Origin of the sequence: Xanthobacter autotrophicus (genome assembly GCF_029991245.1) — a bacterium.
Classification (GTDB): domain Bacteria; phylum Pseudomonadota; class Alphaproteobacteria; order Rhizobiales; family Xanthobacteraceae; genus Xanthobacter; species Xanthobacter autotrophicus_C.
This window is the reverse complement of the sequence record NZ_JAIVFO010000014.1, coordinates 1-22,901: the sequence shown is the minus strand read 5'-3', so window position 1 is coordinate 22,901 and position 22,901 is coordinate 1. Positions and strand designations below refer to the sequence as shown.

Annotated in this window: 25 protein-coding genes; 17 read left to right on the top strand and 8 right to left on the bottom strand. The window is 68.3% G+C overall.

Features of this window, described 5'->3' with window-relative positions; all coding sequences use genetic code 11:
- Positions 1 to 6 precede the first annotated feature (6 nt).
- Positions 7 to 963, bottom strand: coding sequence for a metallophosphoesterase family protein (locus K9U41_RS04560; protein ID WP_282639675.1), 957 nt, complete (start codon positions 961 to 963; stop codon positions 7 to 9).
- 408 nt (positions 964 to 1,371) lie between these two features.
- Positions 1,372 to 2,301, bottom strand: a complete 930-nt coding sequence (locus tag K9U41_RS04555; protein WP_282639674.1) for a LysR family transcriptional regulator — start codon at positions 2,299 to 2,301, stop codon at positions 1,372 to 1,374.
- 289 nt (positions 2,302 to 2,590) lie between these two features.
- Between K9U41_RS04555 and K9U41_RS04550 the strand changes: the two genes are divergently transcribed.
- The 6 genes from K9U41_RS04550 to mtnK all read left to right on the top strand — a co-directional run bounded on the left by K9U41_RS04550 (position 2,591) and on the right by mtnK (position 8,199).
- Entirely contained in the window at positions 2,591 to 3,268 is a 678-nt protein-coding gene (locus tag K9U41_RS04550; protein ID WP_282639673.1) for a pyridoxamine 5'-phosphate oxidase family protein, read from the top strand.
- Between the two features lie 90 nt (positions 3,269 to 3,358).
- Positions 3,359 to 4,171 (top strand): TIGR04282 family arsenosugar biosynthesis glycosyltransferase, encoded by an 813-nt coding sequence (locus K9U41_RS04545; protein WP_282639672.1) that lies wholly within the window; start codon positions 3,359 to 3,361, stop codon positions 4,169 to 4,171.
- A 26-nt stretch (positions 4,172 to 4,197) separates the two neighbouring features.
- On the top strand, positions 4,198 to 5,265 hold the full coding sequence (locus tag K9U41_RS04540) for a radical SAM protein (RefSeq protein ID WP_282639671.1): 1,068 nt from the start codon (positions 4,198 to 4,200) through the stop codon (positions 5,263 to 5,265).
- Positions 5,265 to 5,996 (top strand): glycosyltransferase family 2 protein, encoded by a 732-nt coding sequence (locus tag K9U41_RS04535; protein WP_282639670.1) that lies wholly within the window; start codon positions 5,265 to 5,267, stop codon positions 5,994 to 5,996. Before K9U41_RS04540 ends, K9U41_RS04535 begins: the two co-directional genes overlap by 1 nt.
- Positions 5,997 to 6,048: 52 nt before the next feature.
- The gene (locus K9U41_RS04530; RefSeq protein ID WP_282639669.1) at positions 6,049 to 6,921 is read left to right on the top strand and encodes a nucleoside phosphorylase; all 873 of its coding nucleotides are present in this window, start codon (positions 6,049 to 6,051) and stop codon (positions 6,919 to 6,921) included.
- Between the two features lie 18 nt (positions 6,922 to 6,939).
- Positions 6,940 to 8,199: an S-methyl-5-thioribose kinase gene (gene mtnK / locus K9U41_RS04525; RefSeq protein WP_282639668.1), complete on the top strand. Its 1,260-nt coding sequence runs from the start codon at positions 6,940 to 6,942 to the stop codon at positions 8,197 to 8,199.
- A gap of 26 nt (positions 8,200 to 8,225) precedes the next feature.
- Here mtnK and K9U41_RS04520 read toward each other — a convergent pair whose 3' ends face one another.
- A complete protein-coding gene (locus K9U41_RS04520) occupies positions 8,226 to 8,690 on the bottom strand; it encodes a PRC-barrel domain-containing protein (RefSeq protein ID WP_282639667.1) in 465 nt (154 codons plus the stop codon).
- Positions 8,691 to 8,810: 120 nt separating this feature from the next.
- Here K9U41_RS04520 and K9U41_RS04515 point away from each other — a divergent pair, with 120 nt between their 5' ends.
- The 3 genes from K9U41_RS04515 to K9U41_RS04505 are packed head-to-tail and all read left to right on the top strand — an operon-like array spanning position 8,811 to position 12,328.
- Entirely contained in the window at positions 8,811 to 9,479 is a 669-nt protein-coding gene (locus K9U41_RS04515) for a cytochrome b/b6 domain-containing protein (protein WP_282639666.1), read from the top strand.
- A gap of 12 nt (positions 9,480 to 9,491) precedes the next feature.
- Complete coding sequence (locus tag K9U41_RS04510; protein WP_282639665.1) at positions 9,492 to 10,283, top strand: molybdopterin-dependent oxidoreductase; 792 nt, start codon at positions 9,492 to 9,494, stop codon at positions 10,281 to 10,283.
- A gap of 38 nt (positions 10,284 to 10,321) precedes the next feature.
- On the top strand, positions 10,322 to 12,328 hold the full coding sequence (locus K9U41_RS04505; protein WP_282639664.1) for a hypothetical protein: 2,007 nt from the start codon (positions 10,322 to 10,324) through the stop codon (positions 12,326 to 12,328).
- A gap of 140 nt (positions 12,329 to 12,468) precedes the next feature.
- Here the strand turns inward: K9U41_RS04505 and K9U41_RS04500 are convergent, their stop codons facing one another.
- Positions 12,469 to 12,747 carry a hypothetical protein gene (locus tag K9U41_RS04500; protein WP_282639663.1) on the bottom strand — a complete coding sequence of 93 codons (279 nt, stop codon included), beginning with the start codon at positions 12,745 to 12,747 and terminating at the stop codon, positions 12,469 to 12,471.
- 264 nt (positions 12,748 to 13,011) lie between these two features.
- On the opposite strand from K9U41_RS04500, the gene K9U41_RS04495 reads away from it, so the two are divergent.
- Both K9U41_RS04495 and K9U41_RS04490 read left to right on the top strand, forming a co-directional pair.
- Positions 13,012 to 13,569: a sigma-70 family RNA polymerase sigma factor gene (locus K9U41_RS04495; protein WP_282639662.1), complete on the top strand. Its 558-nt coding sequence runs from the start codon at positions 13,012 to 13,014 to the stop codon at positions 13,567 to 13,569.
- Positions 13,566 to 14,207 (top strand): DUF1109 domain-containing protein, encoded by a 642-nt coding sequence (locus tag K9U41_RS04490; protein WP_282639661.1) that lies wholly within the window; start codon positions 13,566 to 13,568, stop codon positions 14,205 to 14,207. The genes K9U41_RS04495 and K9U41_RS04490 overlap by 4 nt, the downstream gene beginning before the upstream one ends.
- A 65-nt stretch (positions 14,208 to 14,272) precedes the next feature.
- On the opposite strand, the gene K9U41_RS04485 is transcribed toward K9U41_RS04490, so the two are convergent.
- Positions 14,273 to 14,488 (bottom strand): hypothetical protein, encoded by a 216-nt coding sequence (locus K9U41_RS04485; protein ID WP_282639660.1) that lies wholly within the window; start codon positions 14,486 to 14,488, stop codon positions 14,273 to 14,275.
- 88 nt (positions 14,489 to 14,576) lie between these two features.
- Complete coding sequence (locus tag K9U41_RS04480) at positions 14,577 to 15,503, bottom strand: alpha/beta fold hydrolase (protein WP_282639659.1); 927 nt, start codon at positions 15,501 to 15,503, stop codon at positions 14,577 to 14,579.
- A gap of 177 nt (positions 15,504 to 15,680) precedes the next feature.
- On the opposite strand from K9U41_RS04480, the gene K9U41_RS04475 reads away from it, so the two are divergent.
- From K9U41_RS04475 to K9U41_RS04455, 5 genes are all read left to right on the top strand, one after another.
- Positions 15,681 to 16,271, top strand: a complete 591-nt coding sequence (locus K9U41_RS04475) for a CGNR zinc finger domain-containing protein (protein ID WP_282639658.1) — start codon at positions 15,681 to 15,683, stop codon at positions 16,269 to 16,271.
- A 151-nt stretch (positions 16,272 to 16,422) separates the two neighbouring features.
- Entirely contained in the window at positions 16,423 to 17,103 is a 681-nt protein-coding gene (locus K9U41_RS04470; protein ID WP_282639657.1) for a DUF1109 domain-containing protein, read from the top strand.
- A 187-nt stretch (positions 17,104 to 17,290) separates the two neighbouring features.
- The gene (locus K9U41_RS04465; protein ID WP_282639656.1) at positions 17,291 to 17,830 is read left to right on the top strand and encodes a sigma-70 family RNA polymerase sigma factor; all 540 of its coding nucleotides are present in this window, start codon (positions 17,291 to 17,293) and stop codon (positions 17,828 to 17,830) included.
- A 542-nt stretch (positions 17,831 to 18,372) separates the two neighbouring features.
- The gene (gene dusA / locus K9U41_RS04460; RefSeq protein WP_282639655.1) at positions 18,373 to 19,365 is read left to right on the top strand and encodes a tRNA dihydrouridine(20/20a) synthase DusA; all 993 of its coding nucleotides are present in this window, start codon (positions 18,373 to 18,375) and stop codon (positions 19,363 to 19,365) included.
- 159 nt (positions 19,366 to 19,524) lie between these two features.
- Complete coding sequence (locus K9U41_RS04455) at positions 19,525 to 20,361, top strand: sulfite exporter TauE/SafE family protein (protein WP_282639654.1); 837 nt, start codon at positions 19,525 to 19,527, stop codon at positions 20,359 to 20,361.
- A 112-nt stretch (positions 20,362 to 20,473) separates the two neighbouring features.
- Here K9U41_RS04455 and K9U41_RS04450 read toward each other — a convergent pair whose 3' ends face one another.
- Positions 20,474 to 21,115 (bottom strand): hypothetical protein, encoded by a 642-nt coding sequence (locus K9U41_RS04450; protein WP_282639653.1) that lies wholly within the window; start codon positions 21,113 to 21,115, stop codon positions 20,474 to 20,476.
- Positions 21,116 to 21,324: 209 nt separating this feature from the next.
- On the opposite strand from K9U41_RS04450, the gene K9U41_RS04445 reads away from it, so the two are divergent.
- Positions 21,325 to 22,221: an ATP-binding protein gene (locus tag K9U41_RS04445; RefSeq protein ID WP_282639652.1), complete on the top strand. Its 897-nt coding sequence runs from the start codon at positions 21,325 to 21,327 to the stop codon at positions 22,219 to 22,221.
- A gap of 199 nt (positions 22,222 to 22,420) precedes the next feature.
- Here the strand turns inward: K9U41_RS04445 and K9U41_RS04440 are convergent.
- Positions 22,421 to 22,901, bottom strand: a 481-nt coding sequence (locus tag K9U41_RS04440) for an SPOR domain-containing protein (RefSeq protein ID WP_282639651.1), incomplete at its 5' end; no start/stop codon positions are given.

The window sequence follows — 22,901 nt, the reverse complement described above, 5'->3', positions numbered from 1 at the left end:
GCGCGCTCAGCCTGCGAGCGGCTGGTCGATGATGGCGAGGGGCTGGGAGCCACGGACGAAGTTCACCGTGGCGATGCCCAGGCTCTTGCGCAGTTCCGCCGCCGGCAGCTTCAGCGGGCCGGGCGATGGCGCGCTGCCCGGCGCCGGCTGGGGGAAGGCGGTGGAGCGCGCGGTGTGGAAGGTCACGTTGCCCTCCACCTTCTGCATAACCTGGTGGATGTGGCCGTTCAGCACCGTCACCGAGCCGAAGCGCTTGAGATAGGCCAGCGCCTGCAACCCGTCCGACGTGCCCCATCCCCATTCGGGATAGACGGTCCAGAGCGGGATGTGGGCGAACACCACGATGGGCGTGGAGGACGGCAGCCCAGCCACGTCGCTCCCCAACCATTCGAGCTGCTCGGTGCCGAGATTGCCGAGGCCGCCGGCCTTCAGCTCCACCACATTCACGAGGGCGATGAAGTGGACGCCGTCATGGTCGTAGCTGTACCAGCCGGCGCCCTTCGCGCCCTTGCCGTAGCGCTCGAGATAGGCCTTGCCCTGCCCGTCATCGAGCAGGTCATGCTCGCCCGGCACGTAGAAGACTGGAAGTCCGGCTTCCTTGATGATCTGGTCGGCGTCGTCGAATTCCTTCTCCCGCGACAAGTGGCTGATGTCGCCGGTATGGATCATGAAGGCCGGCTTCTCCTTCAGCGTCTTGATGCGCGCCACCGCCTCGCGCAGGGTCGAAAGGGCATCCGGGTTGGCCGGCTTGTCGAAGCCCACATGGCAGTCGCTGATCTGGAGGAAGGTGAAGGCCTTGGCCGGCTCCGCCGCCAAGGCGGAGCCGAGGCCGAGGCCGCTCGGCAGGCCACCGGACAGGGACCAAAGGATGCCCGTGCCGGCCCAGGTCATGCATTCTAGGAAGCCGCGGCGGTGGATGCCGTCCGCGTCGGCGATGGGTGTGGTGGTGTCGGATTTGGTCATGGGTCTCTCCGGGTGGGCCGGACGAAAGTCCGGCGCGGGAGAGCGGCGCCCCGAGGGAGCGGCCGCTTCGGCTGGCGTGGGCGGACCCACACCAGCCAAGACCACGGAGCGTTCCGTTTTATTCGCGCACCTGCCGATTTTTCGTCGAGAATTTTCAGGCCGCGAGCGACGGCAGGCTCTGAATGGTCTTGAGCGCTACATCAAGCGCGGCAGCGGCCGCGCCTTCCTCGCCATTGGTGCCTTCCACGCCCACCACTTCGATGTCGCGAAATCCGAGTCACCGCGACCTCGTTCGACACTGCCGCCTGGCTCATCTATGCGAGCCGGCGCTACACCCCGAGAAAGGTGCGGCTCATGACGAAGTTCCTGCGCGAGCGCCTCGGCAGGCCCGAATGAGCGCCATAGCCTTCAGGCCCGCTCCGAAGAGACCGGCAGCTCTGCGAGCCGCGCCCTCAGGCGGGGCACCGCGAAATCCACGAAGGCGCGCAGCTTCGCCGCCTGCAGGCGCGCGCCCGGATAGACCACGTGCACGGGCAGCGGCTCCCCCTCGAACTCCTCCAGCACAAGGCGCAGGTGGCCTGCGGCCACCGCCTCCTCCACCTGGTAGGACAGCACGCGGGTGATGCCGCGCCCCCGCGCCGCCGCCGCGATGGCCGCATCCGCGCTGTTGACGGTGAACCGGGCGTCAACGCTGACCTGCTTGCGCGCCCCGCCCGACGGCCCGGCGGCGAAGGCCCAGACGGCAGTCTCCGTGATCTGCGAGAACGAGATCACCCGATGCGTCGACAGATCGGACGGCACCCCCGGCGTACCACTGGCGACAAGATAATCCGGGCTCGCGCACACCACGCGCCGCACCTCGCCCACCCGCGTGGCGACGAGGCTTGAGTCCGGCAGATGGCCGATGCGCACCGCCGCGTCGTGGCCTTCGTCGACCAGGTTCACCACCCGGTCCACCAGCAGCAGCCGCGCTTCCAGGGCGGGATGTGCCTCGATCAGATCTTCGATCACAGGGGCCACGTGCAGGCGCCCGAAGGTGACCGGCGCGGTCACGGAAAGGACGCCCCTGGGATCGGTGCGCTCGCCGGCGGCCAGCAGGTCCGCCTCGGCAAGATCCGCGAGGATGGCCCGGGAGGAGGCGAGATAGAGCTCGCCGGCATGGGTCAGGTGCAGGGCGCGCGTGGTGCGGTGGAGGAGGCGCGTGCCGAGATGCTCCTCCAGTTGCGCCACCGCCCGCGTGATTGCCGCCGGCGAGCGGCCCAGCCGGCGTGCGGCGCGGGCAAGGCTGCCTTCGTCGAGCGCCGCGACGAAGGCGGTCATGGCGTCGATCCGGTCCATGCCGTGATTTCACTTTTCGAAAGAATGGCTTTCAAACTCTACCCATTCTGCACAACGACGGGAAGGCCTACCTTCCCCCACGGCGCCCCATGAAGAGCCGGAGGCGACGCGGCCGCAGCGGCTTCGCCACCCCCTCCGCCTCAGCCCCCTGTGCGGGGACGCCGAACGAAGGATCAGTCCCGTGAGCCGCATTCCCGGTGGTGCGATCCGGCGCCCCGCGCGCAGCCTGACGCGACAAGAGCCGGGGCCGTTATGCGGCCCCGGCCTCATCTCTGAGGAGGATCTAGCCATGCCCGATCCGTCAGACCCAATCCACCCGGCGCCTGCCAGCGACATCGCCTTCACGCCAGCCGTGAAGGCGGCGCAGGCCGAGCGCGGCTCGCGCGCCATGTATGCCCGCGTTGAGGCGCGTGGCGGCTTCCGCACCCGCATCACGCCCGATCTCGTCGCCTTTCTTGGCGAGATGGACACGGCCTATCTCGCCACCGCCAACGCAGCGGGCCAGCCCTATGTGCAGCATCGTGGCGGGCCGAAGGGCTTCATCCGCGTGGTGGACGAGGAAACGCTGGGCTTCGCCGACTTCAGCGGCAACCGCCAATATGTGACGGTGGGAAACCTGAGCGAGAACAGCAAGGCCTTCCTGTTCCTCATGGATTACGCCCATCGCCGCCGCATCAAGATCTGGGGCGAGTTGCGCGCGGTGGAGAACGACCCGGACCTCGTCGCCCGCCTGATGCCGGAAGACTACGGAGCCATGCCGGAGCGCGCGCTGCTGTTCCGCGTGCGCGCCTGGGACATCAACTGCCCGCAGCACATCCCCCAGAAGATCGACGCGCCCCTCGTCGCCGCCGCGCTGAAGGCGCGCGACGACCGCATCGCGGCACTGGAAGCGGAGGTCGCGGACCTGCGCGCGCGGCTCGACGGGCGTGCTGACAGCGCCGGCACGGGCGGCGACCACGGCGCCTGAAGACGGGTCGTTCACTCCTTCGTGAGGCGTGTAACGGGCGGCCTGCGACGAGCGAATTCCCAACCAGCGACACCACAGCGGGGGCTTGCGATGACCGAAGGAACAGGTGGCGTATCCACTTCCGGCCTCCTCTCCTGCGCCATCGCCGTCATGGCGAAGGCCTCGGCGGCGGGGCGCACCAAGACGCGGCTTTGCCCACAGCTTTCCCCCCACGAGGCCGCCGCCTTCAACACCGCCTTCGTGCAGGACATCGTCGGCAACATCTTCGCCGCCGGCGCGCTCGCACCGGTGATGCCGTATGTGGCCTATGGGCCGGCGGGCGCGGGCCACTTCTTCGATGCCCTGCTGCCGCCCGGCGTCGGCCGCATCGAGGCGGCACTGCCCGGCTTCGGCGCCTGCCTGCGAGCCACCCTGGGCCACCTGTTCGCCCTCGGGCATCCGGCGGCGGCGGTGCTGAATTCCGACAGCCCCACCCTGCCCCCCGCACTCCTCGCCGAGATGGCCGATGTGCTGGCGCGCCCCGGCGAGCGCGCCGTGCTCGGCCCCTCCACGGACGGCGGCTATTACGTGCTGGGCCTCAAGACCCCGCGCTGGCGGCTGTTCGAGGACATCGACTGGAGCACCGAGCGCGTGTGCCAGCAGACGCTGGAGCGTGCCGCCGAGATCGGCCTCGACGTTCACCTGCTTCCGCCCTGGTACGACGTGGACGACGCCACCGCGCTGCGGCTGCTGCATGGCGAGATCATCCAGGCCGTGCCGTTCGGCACGTCCGGCCTTCAGCGCGGCGTTGCCCGCCACACGGAACGGCTGATGCGCCGCCTGCTCGCCACGCAGGACCTCGCCGGGCGCCTCGGCCTGCCCAACGAGCTGCCAAGCGGCATCCCGCAGCGCCGCGCCTCGTGATCCATCCCCTTGACGGACAACGCCCCATGAACGTGATCACCACCGGCAGCCCCCTCGATGCCCGCCGCTATTTCGAGCGGGCGGAGGCGAACCGCACCAGCGTTCCGGTCCGCAAACCGGTGTGCCTCTATCTGGAGACCACCAACCGCTGCAACCTGGTGTGCACCACCTGCCCGCGCACCTATGAGGAGCTGGAGCCTCCGGCGGACATGAGCTGGGAGCTGTTCACCTCCATCGTCGACCAGATCCCGGATCTGGAGCGCTGCGTGCTGCACGGGATCGGAGAGCCCATGCTGGTGCCGGACCTCGACCGCATGGTCCGTTATCTGAAGGACCGCGGCACCTATGTCCTGTTCAACACCAACGGCACGGTGCTGAACGAGAAGAACGGCCGCGCCATGATCGAGGCCGGGCTGGACGAATTGCGCGTCTCCCTGGACGCGTCCAATGCCGCCTCCTATCGCGCCATTCGCGGCAAGAATTATTTCGACCGCATCCTGAAGAACGTGCGCGCCTTCCGCGAACTGCAGGAGCGCGAGGGCCACGCCAATCCGCGCGTTTCCGCGTGGCTCACCGGGCTGAAGGAGACCATTTGCGAGCTGCCGGCCTTCGTGAAGGTGGCCGCCGAGCTGGGCGTCAGGGAAGTCTATCTCCAGCGCCTTGTCTTCTTCGAGCAGGAAGCCATCGGCCTCGCCCGGCCGGACCAGGCGCTTTATGAGCAGATCAATTCCGACGAGGCCCGCTATATCGCCGAGGCGACCGAGATCGCCCGCTCACTGGGCATGGTCTTCTCCGCGTCTGGCGCCGCCGCCGAACCGGGCATGAGCCTGAAGCGGGCGGAGAATAGTTCGCCCTGGTCCATGTGCCGGCGGCCGTGGACGGTGATGTACTTCACCGCCAACGGCCGCGCCCTGCCCTGCTGCATCGCGCCCTTCTCCCAGCGCGGCTACGAGAATTACACGCTGGGCGACGCCACCACCCAAAGCCTGTCCGAAATCTGGGAGGGCGAGGCCTATCGCTGCTTCCGCGACGGGCTGCTGTCCGAGGCGCCACCCGCCGCCTGCGCCAATTGCGGCCTGCGATGGAGCCTGTGATGGCCGAGACCGCAGCCCCTCGCATCGCCCTCGTCATCCCGGCGCTGAACGAAGAGCAGGCCATCGGCGCGACCCTCGCCGAGATCCCCGTGGGCGTGGTGGACGAGGTGATCGTGGCCGATGGCGGCTCCACCGACGCCACCCGCGAGATCGCCATCGCCGCCGGTGCCACGGCACTCGCCTCCGGCCGGGGTTTCGGCCGCGCCTGCCTTGAAGGCGTGTGCGAGGCGCGCGGAGCCGACATCATCGCCTTCATGGATGCCGACGGCGCCGACGACCCGGCGTTCCTGCCCGCGCTCTTGGCGCCGCTGAAGGCGGGAACGGCGGATTTCGCCATCGCCTCGCGCACACGCGGCGTGCGGGAGCCGGGCAGCATGGCCTGGCACCAGGTGGCTGCGGGACGCGTCGCCGGCTTCGGCATGCGGGCGCTCTACGGCGTCGCCTATTCCGACATGTGCACCTTCCGCGCCATTCGCCGCGATGCCCTCGTCGGCCTCGGGATGCGCGAGCTGACCTACGGCTGGAACATCGAGATGCAGATGCGCGCGGCCCGCGCTGGCCTCGCCATCGTGGAGATCCCGGTCGCCTACCGCCGCCGGCGGGGCGGCCTCTCCAAGGTCGCCGGCAACCTGGGCACCACGGTCACGGCCGGCACCCGCATCGTCTCCACCTTCCTGCGGGTGGCAACCCAATTGTCCGGGGCCCGCCTAGAGGGCTTGCGAGCGAAGTGACTACCGGTTCGCGTGAAGAACGCTCTGGCCGAACAAGATGTGAGACCCTTCCATGCTGCTACAGCCCTTGCATGAGCCCGACGACACCAGATGGCCGGTGCGCTCGCCGCTTCCGTCCGGATTTCTGCCGCTGATCGAGCGGGCTGACCATCGCGCCCCTTCCGTGTTCCGGCCCGAGAACATGATGCGCGAGGCGCGCCGGCAGAAGGGCCTGGCGGCCGGGCCGGTGCCGCGCATCGTCCTGCTCGATCCCGACGGCGATATGGTGGACTACGTGCGCATCCACCGCGCCGCGCGCCGCTCGCCGGTCTGGGCCTGCTACCACACCGACATGTGGGAGTGGGAGGAAGAAGGCCTTGCCTTCGGCATCGTCGGCTCTGCGGTGGGGTCGTCCTTTTCCGTGCTGGTGGCCGAGCAGGCCTTCGTCTGCGGCTGCGAGCTTTTGATCTCCATCGCCTCCGCCGGACAGATCGCCGACCACGCGCCGCCCTCCTACCACATCCTCATCGACCGCGCGCTGCGCGACGAGGGCACGAGCTATCACTACCTGCCGGCCTCGCCGTTCGTGGCGGCGGACCCTGTTCTCATCACCCTGGCCCGGCGGGCCTTCGCCCATGCCGATGGCCCGGTGCTGACCGGCGCCACCTGGACCACCGACGCGCCCTTCCGCGAGACGGAAGCCGCCATCACCCGCCGCAAGGCCGAGGGCCTGCTGGCGGTGGAGATGGAAGCGGCCGCCCTCTACGCCTTCGCCCGCGCCCAGAACCGGCCGGTGCTGTGCCTCGCCCATGTCACCAACCAGCTCGGCTGCGTGGATGGCGACTTCGAGAAGGGCGACCACAACGGCGCCTGCCGCTCCATCGCGCTAGCCGCCGCCTTCGCCTTGGCGTGGGACGCGCACGCCGTCCTACCCGCCGCCCGCTGACAGAGGGAGAAAACCGCCATGCTCGAGCGCATCTCCTACCGTCCCCTCGATTGCGAGAGCCTGCCGCGGCGCCTCGGCGAGCGGGCGGAACTCCTCGATCCCCTCGGCCCCGCCACGGGTTGGCGGGTGCGCGAGGTGGGCGACGGCAACCTCAACCTCGTCTTCATCGTGGAAAGCGATAGAGGCTCGCTGGTGGTGAAGCAGGCGCTGCCCTATGCCCGCGTGGTGGGCGAAAGCTGGCCCATGTCGCTCGACCGCGCCTTCTTCGAGCATGAAGCCCTGAAAAGGCTCGGCGCGCGCGATCCCGGCCGGGTGCCGGACCTCAAGCTGTTCGACCCCGCCCAGGCGCTCCTGGTGATGGAGCATCTGACGCCCCACAAGGTGGTGCGCCGCGCCCTGATCGAAGGCGAGGAGTTGCCCCGCCTCGGCGACCACCTCGGCCTCTATCTCGCCCGCACCCTGTTTAGCGGCTCCGACTGGTCCATGCCCACCGCCGCGCGCAAGGCGGACCTCGCCCTGTTTTCCGGCAACGTCGAACTGGCCGGCATCACAGAGGAGCTGGTGTTCTCCGACCCGTTCAAGGACGCACCGCTCAACCGGCACACGCCCGGACTTGAGGCGACGGCGCAGGCTGTGCGTGCCGACCGGCCCCTGAAGATCGCCGCGCAGGAGATGAAGACGCGCTTCGCCACCTGCGCCGAAACCCTGCTCCACGGCGACCTTCATACCGGCTCGGTGATGGCGACAGCGGACGACACCCGCGTCATCGACGCCGAATTCGCCCTCTATGGCCCCATGGGGTTCGATGTGGGCGTGCTGCTGGCCCACCTGTGGATGGCCTATTTCACCCGCAAGGCCCACCGTCCCGACGCACGCACCGCGGCCCGGGCCAGCGATCAGCTGCTTGCCACGGCGGAGACGTGCTGGCGGGTATTTGCGGCGGAATTCTCCCGCCTGTGGCGCACAGAGCGCACAGGCATCCTCGGCGGGCGCGACCTGTTCGAGGACCAGGGCGATGCGGTGGGCAGCGAAGCCGCTCTCGCCCAGCACCTCGACACCGTGTGGCGCGACGCGCTCGGCTTTGCCGGCATCGAGATTCACCGCCGCATTTTGGGGCTTGCCCATGTGGCGGAGTTCGAGGCCATCGCCGATCTCGGCCTGCGGGCGGCGCTGGAGCGCACCGCCCTCGCCTTCGGCCGGCACCTGGCGGTGAACCGGCGCGACATGGACACGGTGGATGCGGTGAACCGCATCGCCCGGGGCATGGAGGGGCGGTGATGGGCCGCCCTCTCCCCGCCCCGGCCTCACCTGCGGGTGATGGCGATCCGAATGATCTCGTCGCCAGCGATGGGCGCACCATCCTTCGCCGCCCAGCCGGCGCGCTGGGGCAGCTCGGCACGGGGGATGTCGAGCAGGGCGATCTGGCGGCCGAGAATGGCCACCGTCTCGATGGGCACCGCCACCGGCCGGCCGCCGTGGCCGAACCAGCCGCCCACGGGCACCACCAACACGATGCCGCCCTCGGGCGTGCGCGCCACCTCCCGCACATAGCCCAGGGTGCGGTCATCGAAATCAAGCAGCGGCAGGCCGACGAGGTCGCCCACGCGCACCTTCTGGGGGAAGCGCGCGGCCATGCGCTCGGCGGGGGTGAGGTTGTCGTCCGCCGGGCCGGCCTGGGTGTCGGCATGGGGCGGCCCGCCCGCGATGGCGAAAGTGACGGGCGCCACGCCGACGAGGGCAAGAGCGAAGAGCAAGGGGGTGGCGCGCATGGACCCGATCCTTCAAACACGTTCAGTATAATCTATGCAATACATCCATAAATGCAATTGTAAAAATGAATTATGTGAGAACATCTGAGATAAATACATAGACAATAACAGGGGATGACCATGACATCTTCCACACATCGAACAAGACGCATGCATCCCCTTCCTATCCGGATCATGCACTGGACCAATGCCATCGCCATGATCGTCATGATCGGAAGCGGGTGGAAGATCTATAATGATGAAGTGATCTTCGGCTTCCTGCACTTCCCGCAGGAGATCGTGCTCGGCATCTGGGCGCAGCACGCCCTGCAGTGGCACTTCTTCGGCATGTGGATCCTGGTCTTCAACGGCCTGTTCTACCTCGCCTACGGGATCGCCACCGGGCGCTTTGCCCGCCTGTTCTTCCCCATCCGCCCGCGCGAGGTGGTGGCCGAGATGGTGGCGGCGCTGACCTTCCGCCTGAAGCATGCGGACCTCACGCACTACAATGCGGTGCAGAAGGTGCTTTATGTGGGTGTCATCGGGATCATCATCGTGCAGGTCGTCTCCGGCCTCGCGATCTGGAAGCCGGTGCAATTCTCCTTTCTCGTCAGCCTGTTCGGTGGCTTCCAGGGGGCACGGCTGGCGCATTTCCTGGGCATGGCGGCCATCGTGGGGTTCATGGTGGTGCATGTGGCCCTGGCGCTGCTCGTGCCGCGCACCATCCTCGCCATGCTCACCGGCGGGCCCCGCGTGCCCGCCGAAGATCCGCATTCCGAGGGCGCACCCGCGCCCACCACAACCCATTGACCGGAGGCGAAAATGGCATTCCGCAATCCCTTCGCCCCGCGACGGTCCTCGGTCACCACGCCCGACAAGAGCCTCATCGTCGAGAACCGCAAGCTGATCGAGACCATCGATCGCCGCAAGGTGCTGCGCGGCACCTTCAGCCTCGGCGCCCTGTCGCTGCTCGCCGGCTGCGACATCTCCAATCGCGGCGCGGTGCAGAGCGTGCTGAGAACCGTTTCGGATTTCAACGACGGCGTGCAGGCAGCCCTGTTCAACCCCAAGAAGCTTGCCCCCACCTTTTCCCCCGACCTCGTGGTGAAGCCGCCGCGCTTCAACGCCTATTACGAGATCGACGAGGTGAAGCCGGTGGACGTCTCCACCTGGAAACTGGAACTCTCCGGCCTCATCCAGGACAAGCGCCCGTGGACGCTGGACCAGATCTACGCCCTGCCCGAGCAGGAGGAGATCATCCGCCACATCTGCGTGGAGGGCTGGGATTATATCGGCCAGTGGTCCGGGCCGAACCTGAAGGACTTCCTGACCCGCATCGGCGCCGACCTCTCGGCCAAATACATCGCCTTCTACGGCAACGACGACTACATGGAGAGCATCGACATGGCCTCGGCGCTCCATCCCCAGACCATCCTTGCCACCAAATATGCCGGCGAGCCCATCACCGACCCCTACGGCTTCCCGCTGCGCCTGCGCACCGCGGTGAAGCTCGGCTACAAGAATCCCAAATGGATCCGCGCCATCGAGGTCACCAACACCTACCCGCTGGGCTTCTGGGAGAAACAGGGCTTCAACTGGTTCGCCGGCCTGTGAGGGCGGCCGGCCCGATCGGGCGCCGGGACTGACCGGCCATGGCCTCGACCGCGCATATGCTGTTTTCGATCTTCGCCGGGCTCGCGCTGTGGTGCGGCCCCGGCTGGCTCGTCGCCCGCGCCGTGATGATCCGCGGCGCCCCGGCCATTGCGCTGGCGCCGGCGCTCGGCTGGGCCGTGCAGAACATGGCGATGCTGGCCCTCGCCCCGATCATCGGACTATCGCGAAGCACGATCCTGCTGGTCACCGCCTTTGTGTGCGTCGGCGCGCCGCTGCTGCGATCCGCACGGACGGCGCTTCCCAAGACAGACGCCGGAGCCCGCCTTCTCCTGCCCGCCTTGGCGGTCGCCGCGCTGCTCGCCTGTATTCCCGCCGCCGCCGTCCTGCCCAAGGTGGGCGCGGACGGCGCCATCGCGCTGGCGACCCCCATCTACGATCACGCCAAGATCGCGCTCATCGACGAGATCGCGCTCCACGGGGTGGTGCCGCCCGCCAATCCGGTGTTCGGCTCAGGCGGCGCACCCGGGGTCATATCCTATTATTATCTCTGGCATTTTGGAGCGGCTCAGATCGCCATTCTCACCGGCGCGATGGGATGGGAGGCGGATGCCGCGACCACCTTCCTCTCGGCCTTCGCCGCATTGGCACTGGTGGCCGGAATCGCCTTCCGGTTCCGCCCCTCCGCAATAGCACCGCTGCTGGCACTGGCAGCCGCGGCCTCCGGCTCCCTGAGGCCGATCCTGGCGTCCCTGTTCGGAGCGGCGCGCGTCGATCCGATGATCGAGCCGGCGACCGGGCTCGCGGGCGTGCTGTATCAGGCGAGCTGGAGCCCGCACCATGTGGCGTCGGCCTCAAGCGTGGTGCTCGCCGTCTGGCTGCTGGCGCAGGTGCGCGCGCGCCCGTCGCGCGGAGCCACGGTGGTTCTCGCAGTCCTGATCGCGGCGGGATTCGACAGCTCCCTGTGGGTGGGCGGCGTCACCTTCGCGCTCGGGGGCGGCGCTGCCGTGCTGATGCTCGCGGTCCGCCGCCCGATTGGGGGACGCGGGCGCTTCCTGGCGCTGGTGGCGGCTGCGACTCTCGGCGCCGGCGCACTGGTGGCGCCGATCCTGCTCGCGCAATTGCAAGTCGCGGCGGCGCGCGGCGGCGGGCCGCCGATCCGGATCGAACCGTTTGCCGTGCTTGGTCCCGCCGTTCCGGCTGGGCTGCGGATGATCCTCGACATCCCGGCCTATTGGCTGGTCCTGCTGCCCATCGAGTTTCCCGCCTTCGCCGGTGCCGCCGGCCTCGCCATGATGCTCCACCGACGCCATCGCGGGGAAGCCGGCACGAACCGCCTCGCGTCCGCGCTCGGCACCCTGTCCCTTGGCGCCTTGGCCATCAGCGCTTTCCTCGTCAGCACGGCGGGCGAGAACAACGACCTCGGCTGGCGCGCCGTCCTGCCGGCGGTTCTGGTGCTTTCCGGATTCGCCGGCGCTGCGATCGCGGGTATCCTGCAACGCCGGCGCTGGCTTGCGATCGGCGCGGCAGCAGCACTCATCGCCGCCGGTCTGCCGGATAGCTGGGTGCTGGCGACCGGCAATTTGCGCGGCGTGCACAGCGTTGATGGCGAGACGTTTGCAGGGGATCCGGCCTTGTGGGCGGCGGTGCGCCGGGAGGTGGCGGCGGACGTGCGCATCGCCAGCAATCCGGGCCGGCTGGAACAGCTGACGCCGTGGCCCATCAACCTGTCCTGGGCACTTCTGTCGCGGCGGCGGTCCTGTTTCGCGGGACCCGAAATGGCGCTCGCCTTCGCACCGCTGACGCCGCAGCAGCGTTCGGAAGCCGCCGACCTGTTCGCCCGTGTCTTCGACGGAACCGGAGTACCCGCCGACCTCGCGCACATGCGCCTCAGCTTCGGTTGCGGGGCGGTGGTGGTGACGGCTCAGGATGGGGCGTGGCGAAACGATCCATTCGCGGCAAGCCCCCTCTTCCGTCTGGCGCAGGAGGAAGTGGGCCGCTGGCGCATCTATGTCGCGGTGGCGAGCCAGCCCGGCACATCGCCATAGCCCACCCGGCATCAGACCAATCTAACAAAGAAAGCCGGATCCGTTCAGGTTTCGCCAACCTGAGCGGATCCGGCCTTGAATGGAAGCCCCGGCCGTGGCGGACCTGTCGCGGCGGACCTGCCACCGCGGCCGGGCTGCGGTCAGTTGTGGCCGAGACCGCGATCACCCAGTTCGAACAGGAACGCGTCGTTGGCGGAGACGCCGGAAGAGCCCTGCTGCGTGCCGGCGAACCCGCCGGTGTGCGCCTGATTGCCGTAGCCGAGAGCGCGCTGGGCACCGCCATCGTGGTCGGCGGTGACGCCCCGCGCCACGCGGATGCTCTCGCGGTTGGCGTCCGTCACGCTGTCGTCGGCCCGGGCAGCGGCAGTGAAGGCGAGAGCCCCGGCGAGGATCGCGAGGGAAAGGATCGACTTACGCATGATGTAATCTCCATGTTCAAAGCGTTGACATGGAGGTTTCCGCAAATCGTGCCGCTCAGGTTACAGATGATCATTTTTCATCTGGTCAACTGTTTTTGACGAGAGCCTCGGGAAATAAGTCCAAAGGAAGGGAATAAAACGAGCCGCAGGGAAGTATTTCCTCTCATTTGATGCTTCCGGCCGACGTGCTCGCAGTCTCGTGATCGGACGCGACGTAACACACGGCCGCGCCGGGGCGAAGACGTCCGCATGAGGGGGAACTTCATGACCAGTCCTGAGCCTGATCTCGAGGCGCTGATGCGCGCGAGCCAGTCTGGCGACGCAGCGGCGCACCGGGCGCTGCTGCACCACATGTCCGGCCGCCTGCGCAGCTATTTCCGCAACAGGCTCCGCCGCTCCGGCGCGGGCACGGACGAGGCTGAGGACCTGGTGCAGGACACGCTCCTCGTCCTCCACACCAAGCGCCACACCTATGACGGTTCGTCGCCGGTGCTGGCCTGGACCTACGGCATCGCGCGCTACAAGCTCATCGATTATCTCAGGGCCAATGCCCGGGCCCTGCGCCATGTCCAGATCGACGAAGTGGATGATCTCGCCGACGAGCACGACGGGTTTTCCGCCGTGGACACATCGCGTGAGCTGCATCGGGCGCTGGCGACACTGCCGCGGCATTTCCGCCTTCCCATCGAATACGTGAAGATCGAGGGCCTCAGCATCGCGGAAGCGGCCGCGCGCATCGGCATGTCCGATGCGGCGGTGAAGATCGGAATACATCGCGGCATGAAGCGGCTCGCCGCCGTGCTGTCGGAGGCACGCCCATGAATACCGATGACCTCATCGATTTCCTCTCGACCCGCGTCGAGGCCGTGCACCCCCGACGGCAGGATCGCATCGTGGCGCTTGCCGTGTTCGGATCCCTGGCGGCGGCGGCGCTGGTGTGCATGCTCACCCTCGGCCTGCGCCCCGATATCATGGAGGCGGTCCGCACCCCCGGCTTCTTCCTGAAGATCGGCTTTCTCGCCACTGTGGTGGCCATCGCGATCTACGGACTGCGCCGCGCCGCGCGCGCCGGTGGCACCCGGTCGGGCACGCTGCTGCTCGTACTGGTGCCTTTGGGGCTGGTCTGGTTCGCGGCAGGCGTCCAGCTCGCGTCGCTTTCGCCGTCGCTCTGGTACGAAGTGGTCATGTTCCGCGAGTGGCGGCTGTGCGTGGTGGCCATCCCACTGCTCTCGGCTATCCCGCTTGTGCTGCTGACCCTGGTGCTGCGCGAGGCGGTGCCGACCGAGCTGCCCTATTGCGGGGCGCTTCTGGGACTGGTCGCAGGCGGCATCGGCGCCCTCGCCTATGCCTCCTACTGCCTCAACGACACGCCGGTCTATGTGGGCGTGTGGTACGCGACCGGCATCGCCCTCGTCACCGTGTTCGGCTGGGCCATGGGGCCGAAGCTGCTGCGCTGGTGAGGTCGCTCAGCAAAAACTCAATGGGCCGCCCGCACACCCGGTGCAGGCGGCCCTGGTCGGGTCGCTCAGCGCGCCCCCTTCACCGGCAGGGAGCGGGCCTCGCGATAGAAGACGTCGACGCCGTCGATGGTCTTCGACCGATAATGGATCGTGGGCGAGAGGACGGGCTGCGATGCTACCGGTGCGGGAGCAGGTGGGGCGGAACGGGCGGCAGGGAGCGTCAGGCCGAGAAAGAGCGTCGTCGCCCCGATGGCGAGCAGCGTGCGGGACAGGGAAGGCATCGGAAGACTCCGCGAGAGGCAGGGGGCCGCCGCGCCGGGATCGGCAGGCGCGGCGGCAGGCGATGTGTGAGGGCGTTCGCGAACGGCGTCAGGCCGCCGGCGCCACACGGGCGAGGAAGGCGCGGATGGCACCGGCGATCTCCGGCCCGTGGGTCTCCAGCGCGAAATGGCCGGCGTCGTAGGAGTGCACCTCGGTGGCCGGCACCAGCGCCTTGAACAGGTCGCGGCCGACGGCGGTGAAGAAGGGGTCGTTGTCGCCCCAGGTCACGAGGATGTTCGGCTGGTGGGCGCGCAGATAGGCCTGCCACTGCGGATAGGCGCCCACATTGTCCTGGTAGCGGTAGAGCAGCTCCAACTGGATCCGGTCGTTGCCGTGGCGGTCCAGCAGCCACTGGTCATGCTGCCAGGCGTCCGGGCTGAGGCGATCTGCGCGGGCCGAGGAGCCGTGCTCATACTGGAAGCGCGTGGTCTCGGCGGTGAGAAAGCCGCGGACGGGCTTTTCCGTCTCCCCATTGCGGTCGGCCCAATAGGGCCCGAAGGCGCCTGCCGCGCTGGCGGCGAAGCCCTCCAGGTTCGCCACCGCATTCTGCACGATCAGGCCGATGACACGCTCCGGATGACGGGCGGCGATGCGCATGCCCACGGGTCCGCCAAAGTCCTGCATGTAGAGCACATAACGGCTCACGCCGAGGTCGGCGAGAAGCTTCTCCACCACGTCGGCGAGGGTATCGAAGCTGTAGGTGAAATCTTCGGGCGCCGGCGCGCTGGAATAGCCGAAACCCGGATAGTCCGGCGCAATCACGCGGTAGCGGTCGGCCAGTGCGGGAATGAGATCGCGGAACATGTGGGAGGAGGACGGAAAGCCGTGCAGCAGCACGATCACCGGCGCGTCGGCCGGTCCCGCATCCCGATAGAAGATGTCGAGGCCGCTGATCGCCGCCCGGCGATGGGACACCTCGGCCACCGGGAGAGATCCGGCGGCAGGACGGACGGCCTGGAGAAACGCATTCAACATGGGGCGCCCTTCGTAACTGGTTTGATGCCTCGAAACGAGTTACATGCCTGCTGTAACCTGTAAAACTATTTTTAATAGTTTCACCGCTGCCCGCGCCGGCCTTGCGCCATACCTGTGACGAACTATCTTACCGGTTACGGCGACCCTTGAGGCGCCTGTTGAGAAAGGGCGCGGGCCTTGACCACACCGCAGGACAGCGATTTCCGGGATGGCATGCCCTTTCTGGGCAGCCGCCTCTGGATCGATTTCGCAAACTCCGCGCCGGTGGCCCTGGGGGACTTTCTGGCGACGCCTGAGGGGTGGACGAGATGGCTCGCCGCTGCCGGCCTCAAGGCGGGAGCGGGAGGCAAAGGCGCGGCCGGTGCCAACCTGGCAGAAGTGCATACCTTGCGGGCAGCCCTCGCGCGCCTGTTCGACGCGTTGCGGACAGGCAGCCGTCCCGCCGCCTCGGACCTGGATCTGGTCAATCAATATCTGGCAGCGGGCGCGACGCCGCCACGGCTCTCCTGGCGCGACGGCGGACTTCTGGTGGAGCGGCAGGAGGCGGGCGACATGGACCCGCTGGCGGCCATCTCCACGGACTTCGCGGACTTCGCGGCCCAGCACGAGAGCGCGCGCCTACGGCACTGCGCCAACCCGGAATGCAGCCTGATCTTCTACGACACCGCACGGAACGGGACCCGGCGCTGGTGCTCCATGTCCGCCTGCGGCAACCGGCACAAGGTGCGCAGCCACCGCATGCGCGCCGCGAAGCTGGAATGCTCCTGATCTTGTCAGCGCACCTCGCCGGGCCGGTCCTTGCTTTCGCCGCACCCCGGATGGATGATTTGACATGATTTTCGCTTTGGCGCGTGGCTTGCGGGGCTCATCGATGGGCGCTCTTCCTCAGCCAAGCATCTAACTGGAAGGCGGGTTCACGATGCGCGACGGCGTGCGCTTCGCTGGAGGGCAACAGGGCATCTCAACGGATACGCTGATCGACGCTCTCGCGGGGGATCTTTCGGCCACACCCGTCCGATCCGTGCGCCGCACGCTCGCCCTGGCGTTCGCCTGCGGAAGCGCGGTGTCCGCGGCGGCCATGCTGGCGCTGCTCGGCTTGCGCCCGGACATGGCCTCCGCCCTCGCCACCGCGTCGTTCTGGATCAAGCTCATCTTCCCGTTCGGCCTCGCGGTGGCCGGGCTGATGGCCGTCGACCGGCTCGGCCGGCCGGGTGCTGCGGCTGGTCGCGGCTATGTGGTGGGGATCGCCGTTGCAGGCACCATGGCCCTGCTCGCGAGCATCCAACTCGCCACCGCGCCGCGTGACGCCATGCGGCCGCTCCTCCTCGGCCACACGCTGGACCACTGCACGGCCCTCATCATGCTGCTCGCGCTGCCCATCCTGGCCGCCGGCATGTATGCCATGCGCCAGATGGCCCCCACACGGCTGCGCCTTGCGGGCGCCGCCGTGGGCGTGACGGCCGGCGCGCTTTCGGCCGCCATCTACGCGATCGCCTGCGATGAGACGGCGCTGCCCTTCGTCACCTTGTGGTACGGCGCGGGCATTGCCCTCACGGGTGTGCTCGGCGCGCTTCTGGGGCCTCGCCTGCTTCGGTGGTAAGTCCCGACCACGCCGTGCATTGGCCGTGGCCCGCTTGTGTTTTAGGGCGATCGATCTAGAATAAGTTTGATCGTTGGGTCATTGGATAGTGGGGCCATTTGATCGTGGGGCTAGGCGCGACGGTCTCCGGCGGCCCACAGGCTGCAGGGGTCTTCGTCGCACGCGCGGATCTGGAGCGGAGATGGACGTGTCGGCGCCAAACCCGCCACTCGACGCCCTGATGATCGCCGCCCAGGCGGGCGACGAGGCAGCCTATCGCGCCCTCCTGAAGGCCCTGGCGGCGACCCTCCGCAGCTATTTCGCACGCCGGCTCGGCCAGGATGCGTCAGTGGAAGATCTGGTGCAGGACACGCTCATCGCCATCCACGAACGCCGCGCCACCTATGACCCGCAGCGGCCGTTCGCGGCCTGGTTCTTCGCCATCGCCCGATACAAGCTCATTGACCATCTCCGGGCGACGCGCCGGAGCGCGACCAGCCCGGTGGAAGAGATCGAGGACCTCGCCGGGCCCGACGAGGAAACACCCGCCAGCGCGCGCCTCGACCTGGAGCGGCTTCTGGATGGCCTGCCCCAGCGCTCCCGCGACATCGTCCGCACGGTGAAAATCGAGGGGCAGTCGGTGGCCGAAGTCTCTCTGCGCTCGGGCCTGTCGCCCATAGCGATCCGCGTGCTCCTGCACCGTGCGGTCAAGGCCATGTCAGTCAAGGCGGGTAATTCCCGCTCCTGACCGCACGCTGCTAGCTCTGGCGCAAACGCGACCGGCAGCCTCCGGATGAAGACGGCGCTGATGACAGTGCGCGCCGGCGAGCTCTCCTGCAGGGCGCTCGCAATCATGGAGCAATGCTCCGCCAACTGTGGCGGCCCTGCTATCGGTGCCCGCGCAGTTTCCGGATGTCGAGGCCGGCGGCGCGGTGCGTGGTGCTAGCCGTGGCCATCATTGGCCCTACGCACGTTGTGGGCCGGATCGCTATCGCGGTGTTCACGCCGCGCGGTCCGGTGCGACGCATCGGCAGTTGTGCGGTGCTGGCCTTTCCGGCTGCCGTTCTCGCTTTGGCGTGGCTGCCACCTAGCTTTACCCTGGTGGCGGCAATTGTGGCGCTCTTCCGACGGATCTGGGCTCTCCAGGAGCCGGATTTTAGTTTAGGGAGGGTAGCCAATCCGTGTGCGCTCCGTGTGCACTCACGCGTCGAAAAATCGGAAATTGGGGCGTATCGTGGCGAAAAATCGAGTGCACACGACGAGACCCAATTTCTTGAAGTTACAAAAATAATGTCGAAAAATCAATCATTTATATTTGCCGTGGCCCCCATGATGGATTGGACGGACCGTCATTGCCGGGCCTTCCACCGCACCCTCTCGCGCCAGGCGCGGCTCTATACGGAAATGGTCACCGCCCCGGCCATCCTCCACGGCGATCGCGCGCGCCTGCTCGGCTTCTCGCCCGACGAGCACCCGGTGGCGGTGCAGCTGGGCGGCAGCGATCCGGCGGAACTCGCGCAGGCGGCACGGGTCTGCGCCGATTTCGGCTATGACGAAATCAACCTCAACGTGGGCTGCCCGTCCGACCGGGTGCAGGGCGGCAATTTCGGCGCCTGTCTCATGCGCGAGCCGGACCTGGTGGCCGATTGCGTCGCCGCCATGAAGGCCGTCGTCGCCATTCCCGTCACCGTCAAATGCCGCATCGGCGTGGACGACCAGGATCCGGAAGAAGCCCTCGACCGCCTCGCCGACGCCGTGGTGGCGGCCGGCACCGATGCGCTCATCGTCCATGCCCGCAAGGCGTGGCTGAAGGGCCTGTCGCCCCGCGAGAACCGCGACATCCCGCCCCTCGATTATGACCGGGTCCGCCGCCTGAAGACCCGCCTGCCCCAGGTGCCGGTGGCGCTCAACGGCGGCATCGCCAGCCTTGCCCAGGGCATGGAGGCGGCGCGCGGCCTCGACGGCATGATGCTGGGCCGCGCCGCCTATCAGGACCCGGAACTGCTCCTCGGGGTGGACCCGCTGCTGTTCGGCACGCCAGCCCCCCATGCGGACGGCTTCGCCGCGGTGGAGGCGTTCGAGCCCTATGTGGCGCACCACCTGGAAGCCGGCGGCCGGCTCTCCGACATCACCCGCCACATGCTGGGCCTGTTCACCGGCCGCAAGGGCGCGCGCATCTTCCGCCGCCATCTCTCCACCGAAGCCATCCGGCCCGGCGCCGGGCTCGACGTGCTGCGGGCGGCAGTGGACGAGGTGCGCCGGCGCCAGCCCGTGGCGGCCTGAGCGCACGCCTCGCTGCTCTCCGTGTGATCTGCACGGAAGGCGCGGCTCCCGAAGGCGCGCATGCGGGTGCGATGGTGGACAGGGGCGTTGATCCGCGCCACTCCTGCAGCACCCTTCTGACGCGTCTTTCCTGATGCGTCTTTCCTGCCGGATTTGCCCATGCTCGCCGCCATCTCCACCCACGACATCGTCCTTCTCGCGGGTGCGATGCTGGCGGGCGGCGTACTCACCGGGCTCATCGCCGGCATGCTGGGCATCGGCGGCGGCGGCGTCATCGTGCCCGTGCTCTACGAGGTGTTCGGCGTGCTGGGGGTGGACGACAGCCTGCGCATGCAGCTGTGCGTCGGCACCTCGCTCGCCATCATCATTCCCACCGCCATCTCGTCCCACAATGCCCATATGAAGAAGGGCGCGGTGCTGCCCGGCGTGGTGCGCAGCTGGCGCGTGCCGGCCATCGTCGGCATCCTCACCGGCAGCGCCATCGCGGCGGTGGTCGCGGGCTGGGTGCTGCAGGCGGTGTTCGTGGTGGTCATCTCGCTGCTGGGCCTGAAAAGCCTGCTGGGCCGCAACGACATCCGCATCGCCGAGCATTTGCCCGGGCCCGGCGCCATGCGCGCCTATGGCTTCGTCATCGGCCTCGCCTCGTCGCTGGTGGGGATTTCCGGGGGCGGCATCGCCACCAACATCTTGCTGCTCTACGGCGTGCCCATCCATGCGGCGGTGGCGACCTCCGCCGGCATCGGCATCATCATCCCCATCCCCGGCGTCATCGGCTATGCCATCGCCGGCTGGCCCCACCTGTCCCAGCTGCCGCCGTTGTCGCTGGGCTATGTCTCGGTGATCGGATTTGTCTGCATCGCGCCGGTGGCGGCGCTGGTGGCGCCGTTCGGCGCGCGGCTCGCCCACCGGTTGGGGCGCCGGCAGCTGGAGATCGGCTTCGGCCTGTTCCTGCTGCTGGTGGCCTCGCGGTTCCTCGTCGCGATTCTCTGGGGCTGACGAGAGCGTTTTCGAGCGAAGTGGATACCGGTTCGCGTGAAGAAAACGCGTTAAACACATTACACAAGAGCGGTTGCCGCGAGCCAAGGCGCGCGGAAAACGCTCGAAGCGCTCACCAGCGGTGGGTGAAGCCTGCGGTGATGCTCTTGTTGAGCGTCGCGCCGGTGTCGGCGACCGCGGTGGTGACGGTGATATCGCCCAGCACCTTCTGCTGCGCGCTGACGCTCGGCAGCAGGGCGGGCGTCTCCTGCGTGGCCTTGGTGGCGAGGGAAAAGGTGGTACCGGTTTCCACCAGCTTCAGGCTGACGGACTTGTCGGTCTCCCACGCCTCCGCGCCCGAGGCCACGCGATAGGTATCGGCCAGCGTCGCGTCGAGGCCGCTCGCCAGCGTGACCGTGCGGGAGAAGGTGGTGGCCACCTTGCCGGTGGCGCCGGCGGGATCGAGGGAGACGTTCACCGTCCCCTTCTGCCACAGCAGCCAGTCGGGAAGCTGCGAGAGCGTGACCCTGGCATAGGCCGTGCCGCCGAGGTCGCTGGCGCCGGAAGTGACCACGGGCGCGGCGCTGGTGGCCGACCTGGACAGATCCATGCCGAAGACGGTGCCGATGTCCTCTACAGCGCTCCAATAGGTCATGGAGACGCTGCCATCGGCATTCAGCGTCTTCCTGGTCTCGCTGCCGCCGTCGGCGCGGACGGGCGCGGCGGCGAACAGCACGACCGGCAGAAGTAGCGCGGCGGTGGTGCGTGGCGTCATCGAAGGCCTCCGGGCAGCTATGGAACACGGCGCCGCGCGGCAGCGGCGGGGAGCGACTTTCATCATGGGTGCGGAAAAGTTAGGGCGAGATTGCTGCGGCGCGGTATTTTCCGCGCATGCGCGCCCCGCATGGCTTTTGCGCAACACCGGCGCGGCGGCGCCTTGCAGCGGCTGGCCGTGCGTCCTAATCCCCCGGCGGGAGGATCAAGATGACACAGCAGAGCGACCCCACGCCCGCCGCCGCAACGCTTGAGGTGCTTGCCCGCATCGCCGATGCGCTGGAGCGCCTTGCCCCGCCCGCCGTGCCGACGCCCGATTTCGAGGCCGCCGACGCCTTCGTGTGGCACAACGAGCCGCCCCGCTTCGAGCCGGTGCCGCGCGTGAACCGGGTGGAGATGGACCTGCTGCAGGGCATCGACCGGGTGCGCGACCAGCTGGTGGAGAACACGGCGCGGTTCGCCCGCGGCCTGCCGGCCAACAATGCGCTCCTGTGGGGCGCCCGCGGCATGGGCAAGAGTTCGCTGGTGAAGGCGGCCCACGCCAGCATCAACCGCGACCTCGCCGCGCAGGCGCCGGCGCGCCTCAAGCTGGTGGAGATCCACCGCGAGGACATCGAGGCGCTGCCCGCCCTCATGGGCCTCGTGCGCGGCTCGGCGCACCGCTTCATCGTGTTCTGCGACGACCTCTCCTTCGATTCGGATGACACCTCCTACAAGTCGCTCAAGGCGGTGCTGGAAGGCGGCATCGAGGGGCGGCCGGACAATGTGATCTTCTACGCCACCTCCAACCGCCGCCACCTGCTGCCCCGCGACATGATGGAGAACGAGCGCTCCACCGCCATCAATCCCGGCGAGGCGGTGGAGGAGAAGGTCTCCCTCTCCGACCGGTTCGGCCTCTGGCTCGGCTTCCACAAATGCAGCCAGGACGAATATCTCGCCATGGTGGAAGGCTATGTGGCCCATCACGGCCTCGGGGTGGCCCAGGAGCAATGGCGGCCGGAGGCGCTGGAGTGGGCGACCACCCGCGGCGCCCGCTCGGGCCGCACCGCCTTCCAGTTCGTGCAGGACCTGGCCGGTCGCCTCGGCCTGCCGCTCAAGGCGGCCTGATCGACACTGGCCTTTCAGTCGGAAAACCCCGTCCGGCGAGCGGTCTTGCCGCCTCCCCGGCCTTCCCCCGCAAGCGGGAGAGGGGGCGACGGCGCGGTCGTTTCAAATTGAAGCGCGGCTGACAGCCGTCTGAAACACAAAAGGCCGCCCTGAAAGGGCGGCCTTTTGTTTTGCGGTCCTCGCCGAACGGGCGGCGGCGTCAGTTCTTGTTGACGACGCAGTCGCCGCCCTGGGCGCGCAGGGACTGGCACAGTTCGTTGGCCTGATCGCGGGAGGCGAAGGGGCCGACCTGGGCGCGGAAATAGATGCCCTTGTCAGCCAGATCCACCTTCTTCACCGTGGCCCGGTAGTTGCCGAGCAGGTTGGGATACTTGGTCTGCAAAGCGCGCCAGGAGCCCATGGCATCCGCCTCCGAGCGCTGCGACGCCACCTGCACCACATAGGCCCCGGCCGACGAGGGCGCGGGAGTGGTGGCCGCCGTCTGGCTCGGGGCAACGGCGGGCACCGTGGTGACCGGATTCGGATCGGGCAGGCCGGCGGGAATGGGATTCTGCATCGGCGCATAGGCCGAGACCGAAGTGCCGGGCACGGTCTGCGCCAGGCTGCCGTCGGCGCGCACGGCCACGGTGCGCACCCGCTTCGGCTCGGTCAGGTTCTGGGTCGCCTGCATGGGGGCGGGC

Bases quoted from the DNA above. Each gene is read 5' to 3' on its own strand.
- K9U41_RS04535 (WP_282639670.1), top strand. From the start codon at position 5,265: ATGGCCGAGACCGCAGCCCCTCGCATCGCCCTCGTCATCCCGGCGCTG.
- K9U41_RS04490 (WP_282639661.1), top strand. From the start codon at position 13,566: ATGAATACCGATGACCTCATCGATTTCCTCTCGACCCGCGTCGAGGCC.
- mtnK (WP_282639668.1), top strand. From the start codon at position 6,940: ATGCTCGAGCGCATCTCCTACCGTCCCCTCGATTGCGAGAGCCTGCCG.
- K9U41_RS04505 (WP_282639664.1), top strand. From the start codon at position 10,322: ATGGCCTCGACCGCGCATATGCTGTTTTCGATCTTCGCCGGGCTCGCG.
- dusA (WP_282639655.1), top strand. From the start codon at position 18,373: ATGTCGAAAAATCAATCATTTATATTTGCCGTGGCCCCCATGATGGAT.
- K9U41_RS04555 (WP_282639674.1), bottom strand. From the start codon at position 2,301: ATGGACCGGATCGACGCCATGACCGCCTTCGTCGCGGCGCTCGACGAA.
- K9U41_RS04540 (WP_282639671.1), top strand. From the start codon at position 4,198: ATGAACGTGATCACCACCGGCAGCCCCCTCGATGCCCGCCGCTATTTC.
- K9U41_RS04455 (WP_282639654.1), top strand. From the start codon at position 19,525: ATGCTCGCCGCCATCTCCACCCACGACATCGTCCTTCTCGCGGGTGCG.
- K9U41_RS04495 (WP_282639662.1), top strand. From the start codon at position 13,012: ATGACCAGTCCTGAGCCTGATCTCGAGGCGCTGATGCGCGCGAGCCAG.
- K9U41_RS04515 (WP_282639666.1), top strand. From the start codon at position 8,811: ATGACATCTTCCACACATCGAACAAGACGCATGCATCCCCTTCCTATC.
- K9U41_RS04470 (WP_282639657.1), top strand. From the start codon at position 16,423: ATGCGCGACGGCGTGCGCTTCGCTGGAGGGCAACAGGGCATCTCAACG.
- K9U41_RS04560 (WP_282639675.1), bottom strand. From the start codon at position 963: ATGACCAAATCCGACACCACCACACCCATCGCCGACGCGGACGGCATC.
- K9U41_RS04480 (WP_282639659.1), bottom strand. From the start codon at position 15,503: ATGTTGAATGCGTTTCTCCAGGCCGTCCGTCCTGCCGCCGGATCTCTC.
- K9U41_RS04500 (WP_282639663.1), bottom strand. From the start codon at position 12,747: ATGCGTAAGTCGATCCTTTCCCTCGCGATCCTCGCCGGGGCTCTCGCC.
- K9U41_RS04520 (WP_282639667.1), bottom strand. From the start codon at position 8,690: ATGCGCGCCACCCCCTTGCTCTTCGCTCTTGCCCTCGTCGGCGTGGCG.
- K9U41_RS04450 (WP_282639653.1), bottom strand. From the start codon at position 21,115: ATGACGCCACGCACCACCGCCGCGCTACTTCTGCCGGTCGTGCTGTTC.
- K9U41_RS04485 (WP_282639660.1), bottom strand. From the start codon at position 14,488: ATGCCTTCCCTGTCCCGCACGCTGCTCGCCATCGGGGCGACGACGCTC.
- K9U41_RS04550 (WP_282639673.1), top strand. From the start codon at position 2,591: ATGCCCGATCCGTCAGACCCAATCCACCCGGCGCCTGCCAGCGACATC.
- K9U41_RS04545 (WP_282639672.1), top strand. From the start codon at position 3,359: ATGACCGAAGGAACAGGTGGCGTATCCACTTCCGGCCTCCTCTCCTGC.
- K9U41_RS04510 (WP_282639665.1), top strand. From the start codon at position 9,492: ATGGCATTCCGCAATCCCTTCGCCCCGCGACGGTCCTCGGTCACCACG.
- K9U41_RS04530 (WP_282639669.1), top strand. From the start codon at position 6,049: ATGCTGCTACAGCCCTTGCATGAGCCCGACGACACCAGATGGCCGGTG.
- K9U41_RS04445 (WP_282639652.1), top strand. From the start codon at position 21,325: ATGACACAGCAGAGCGACCCCACGCCCGCCGCCGCAACGCTTGAGGTG.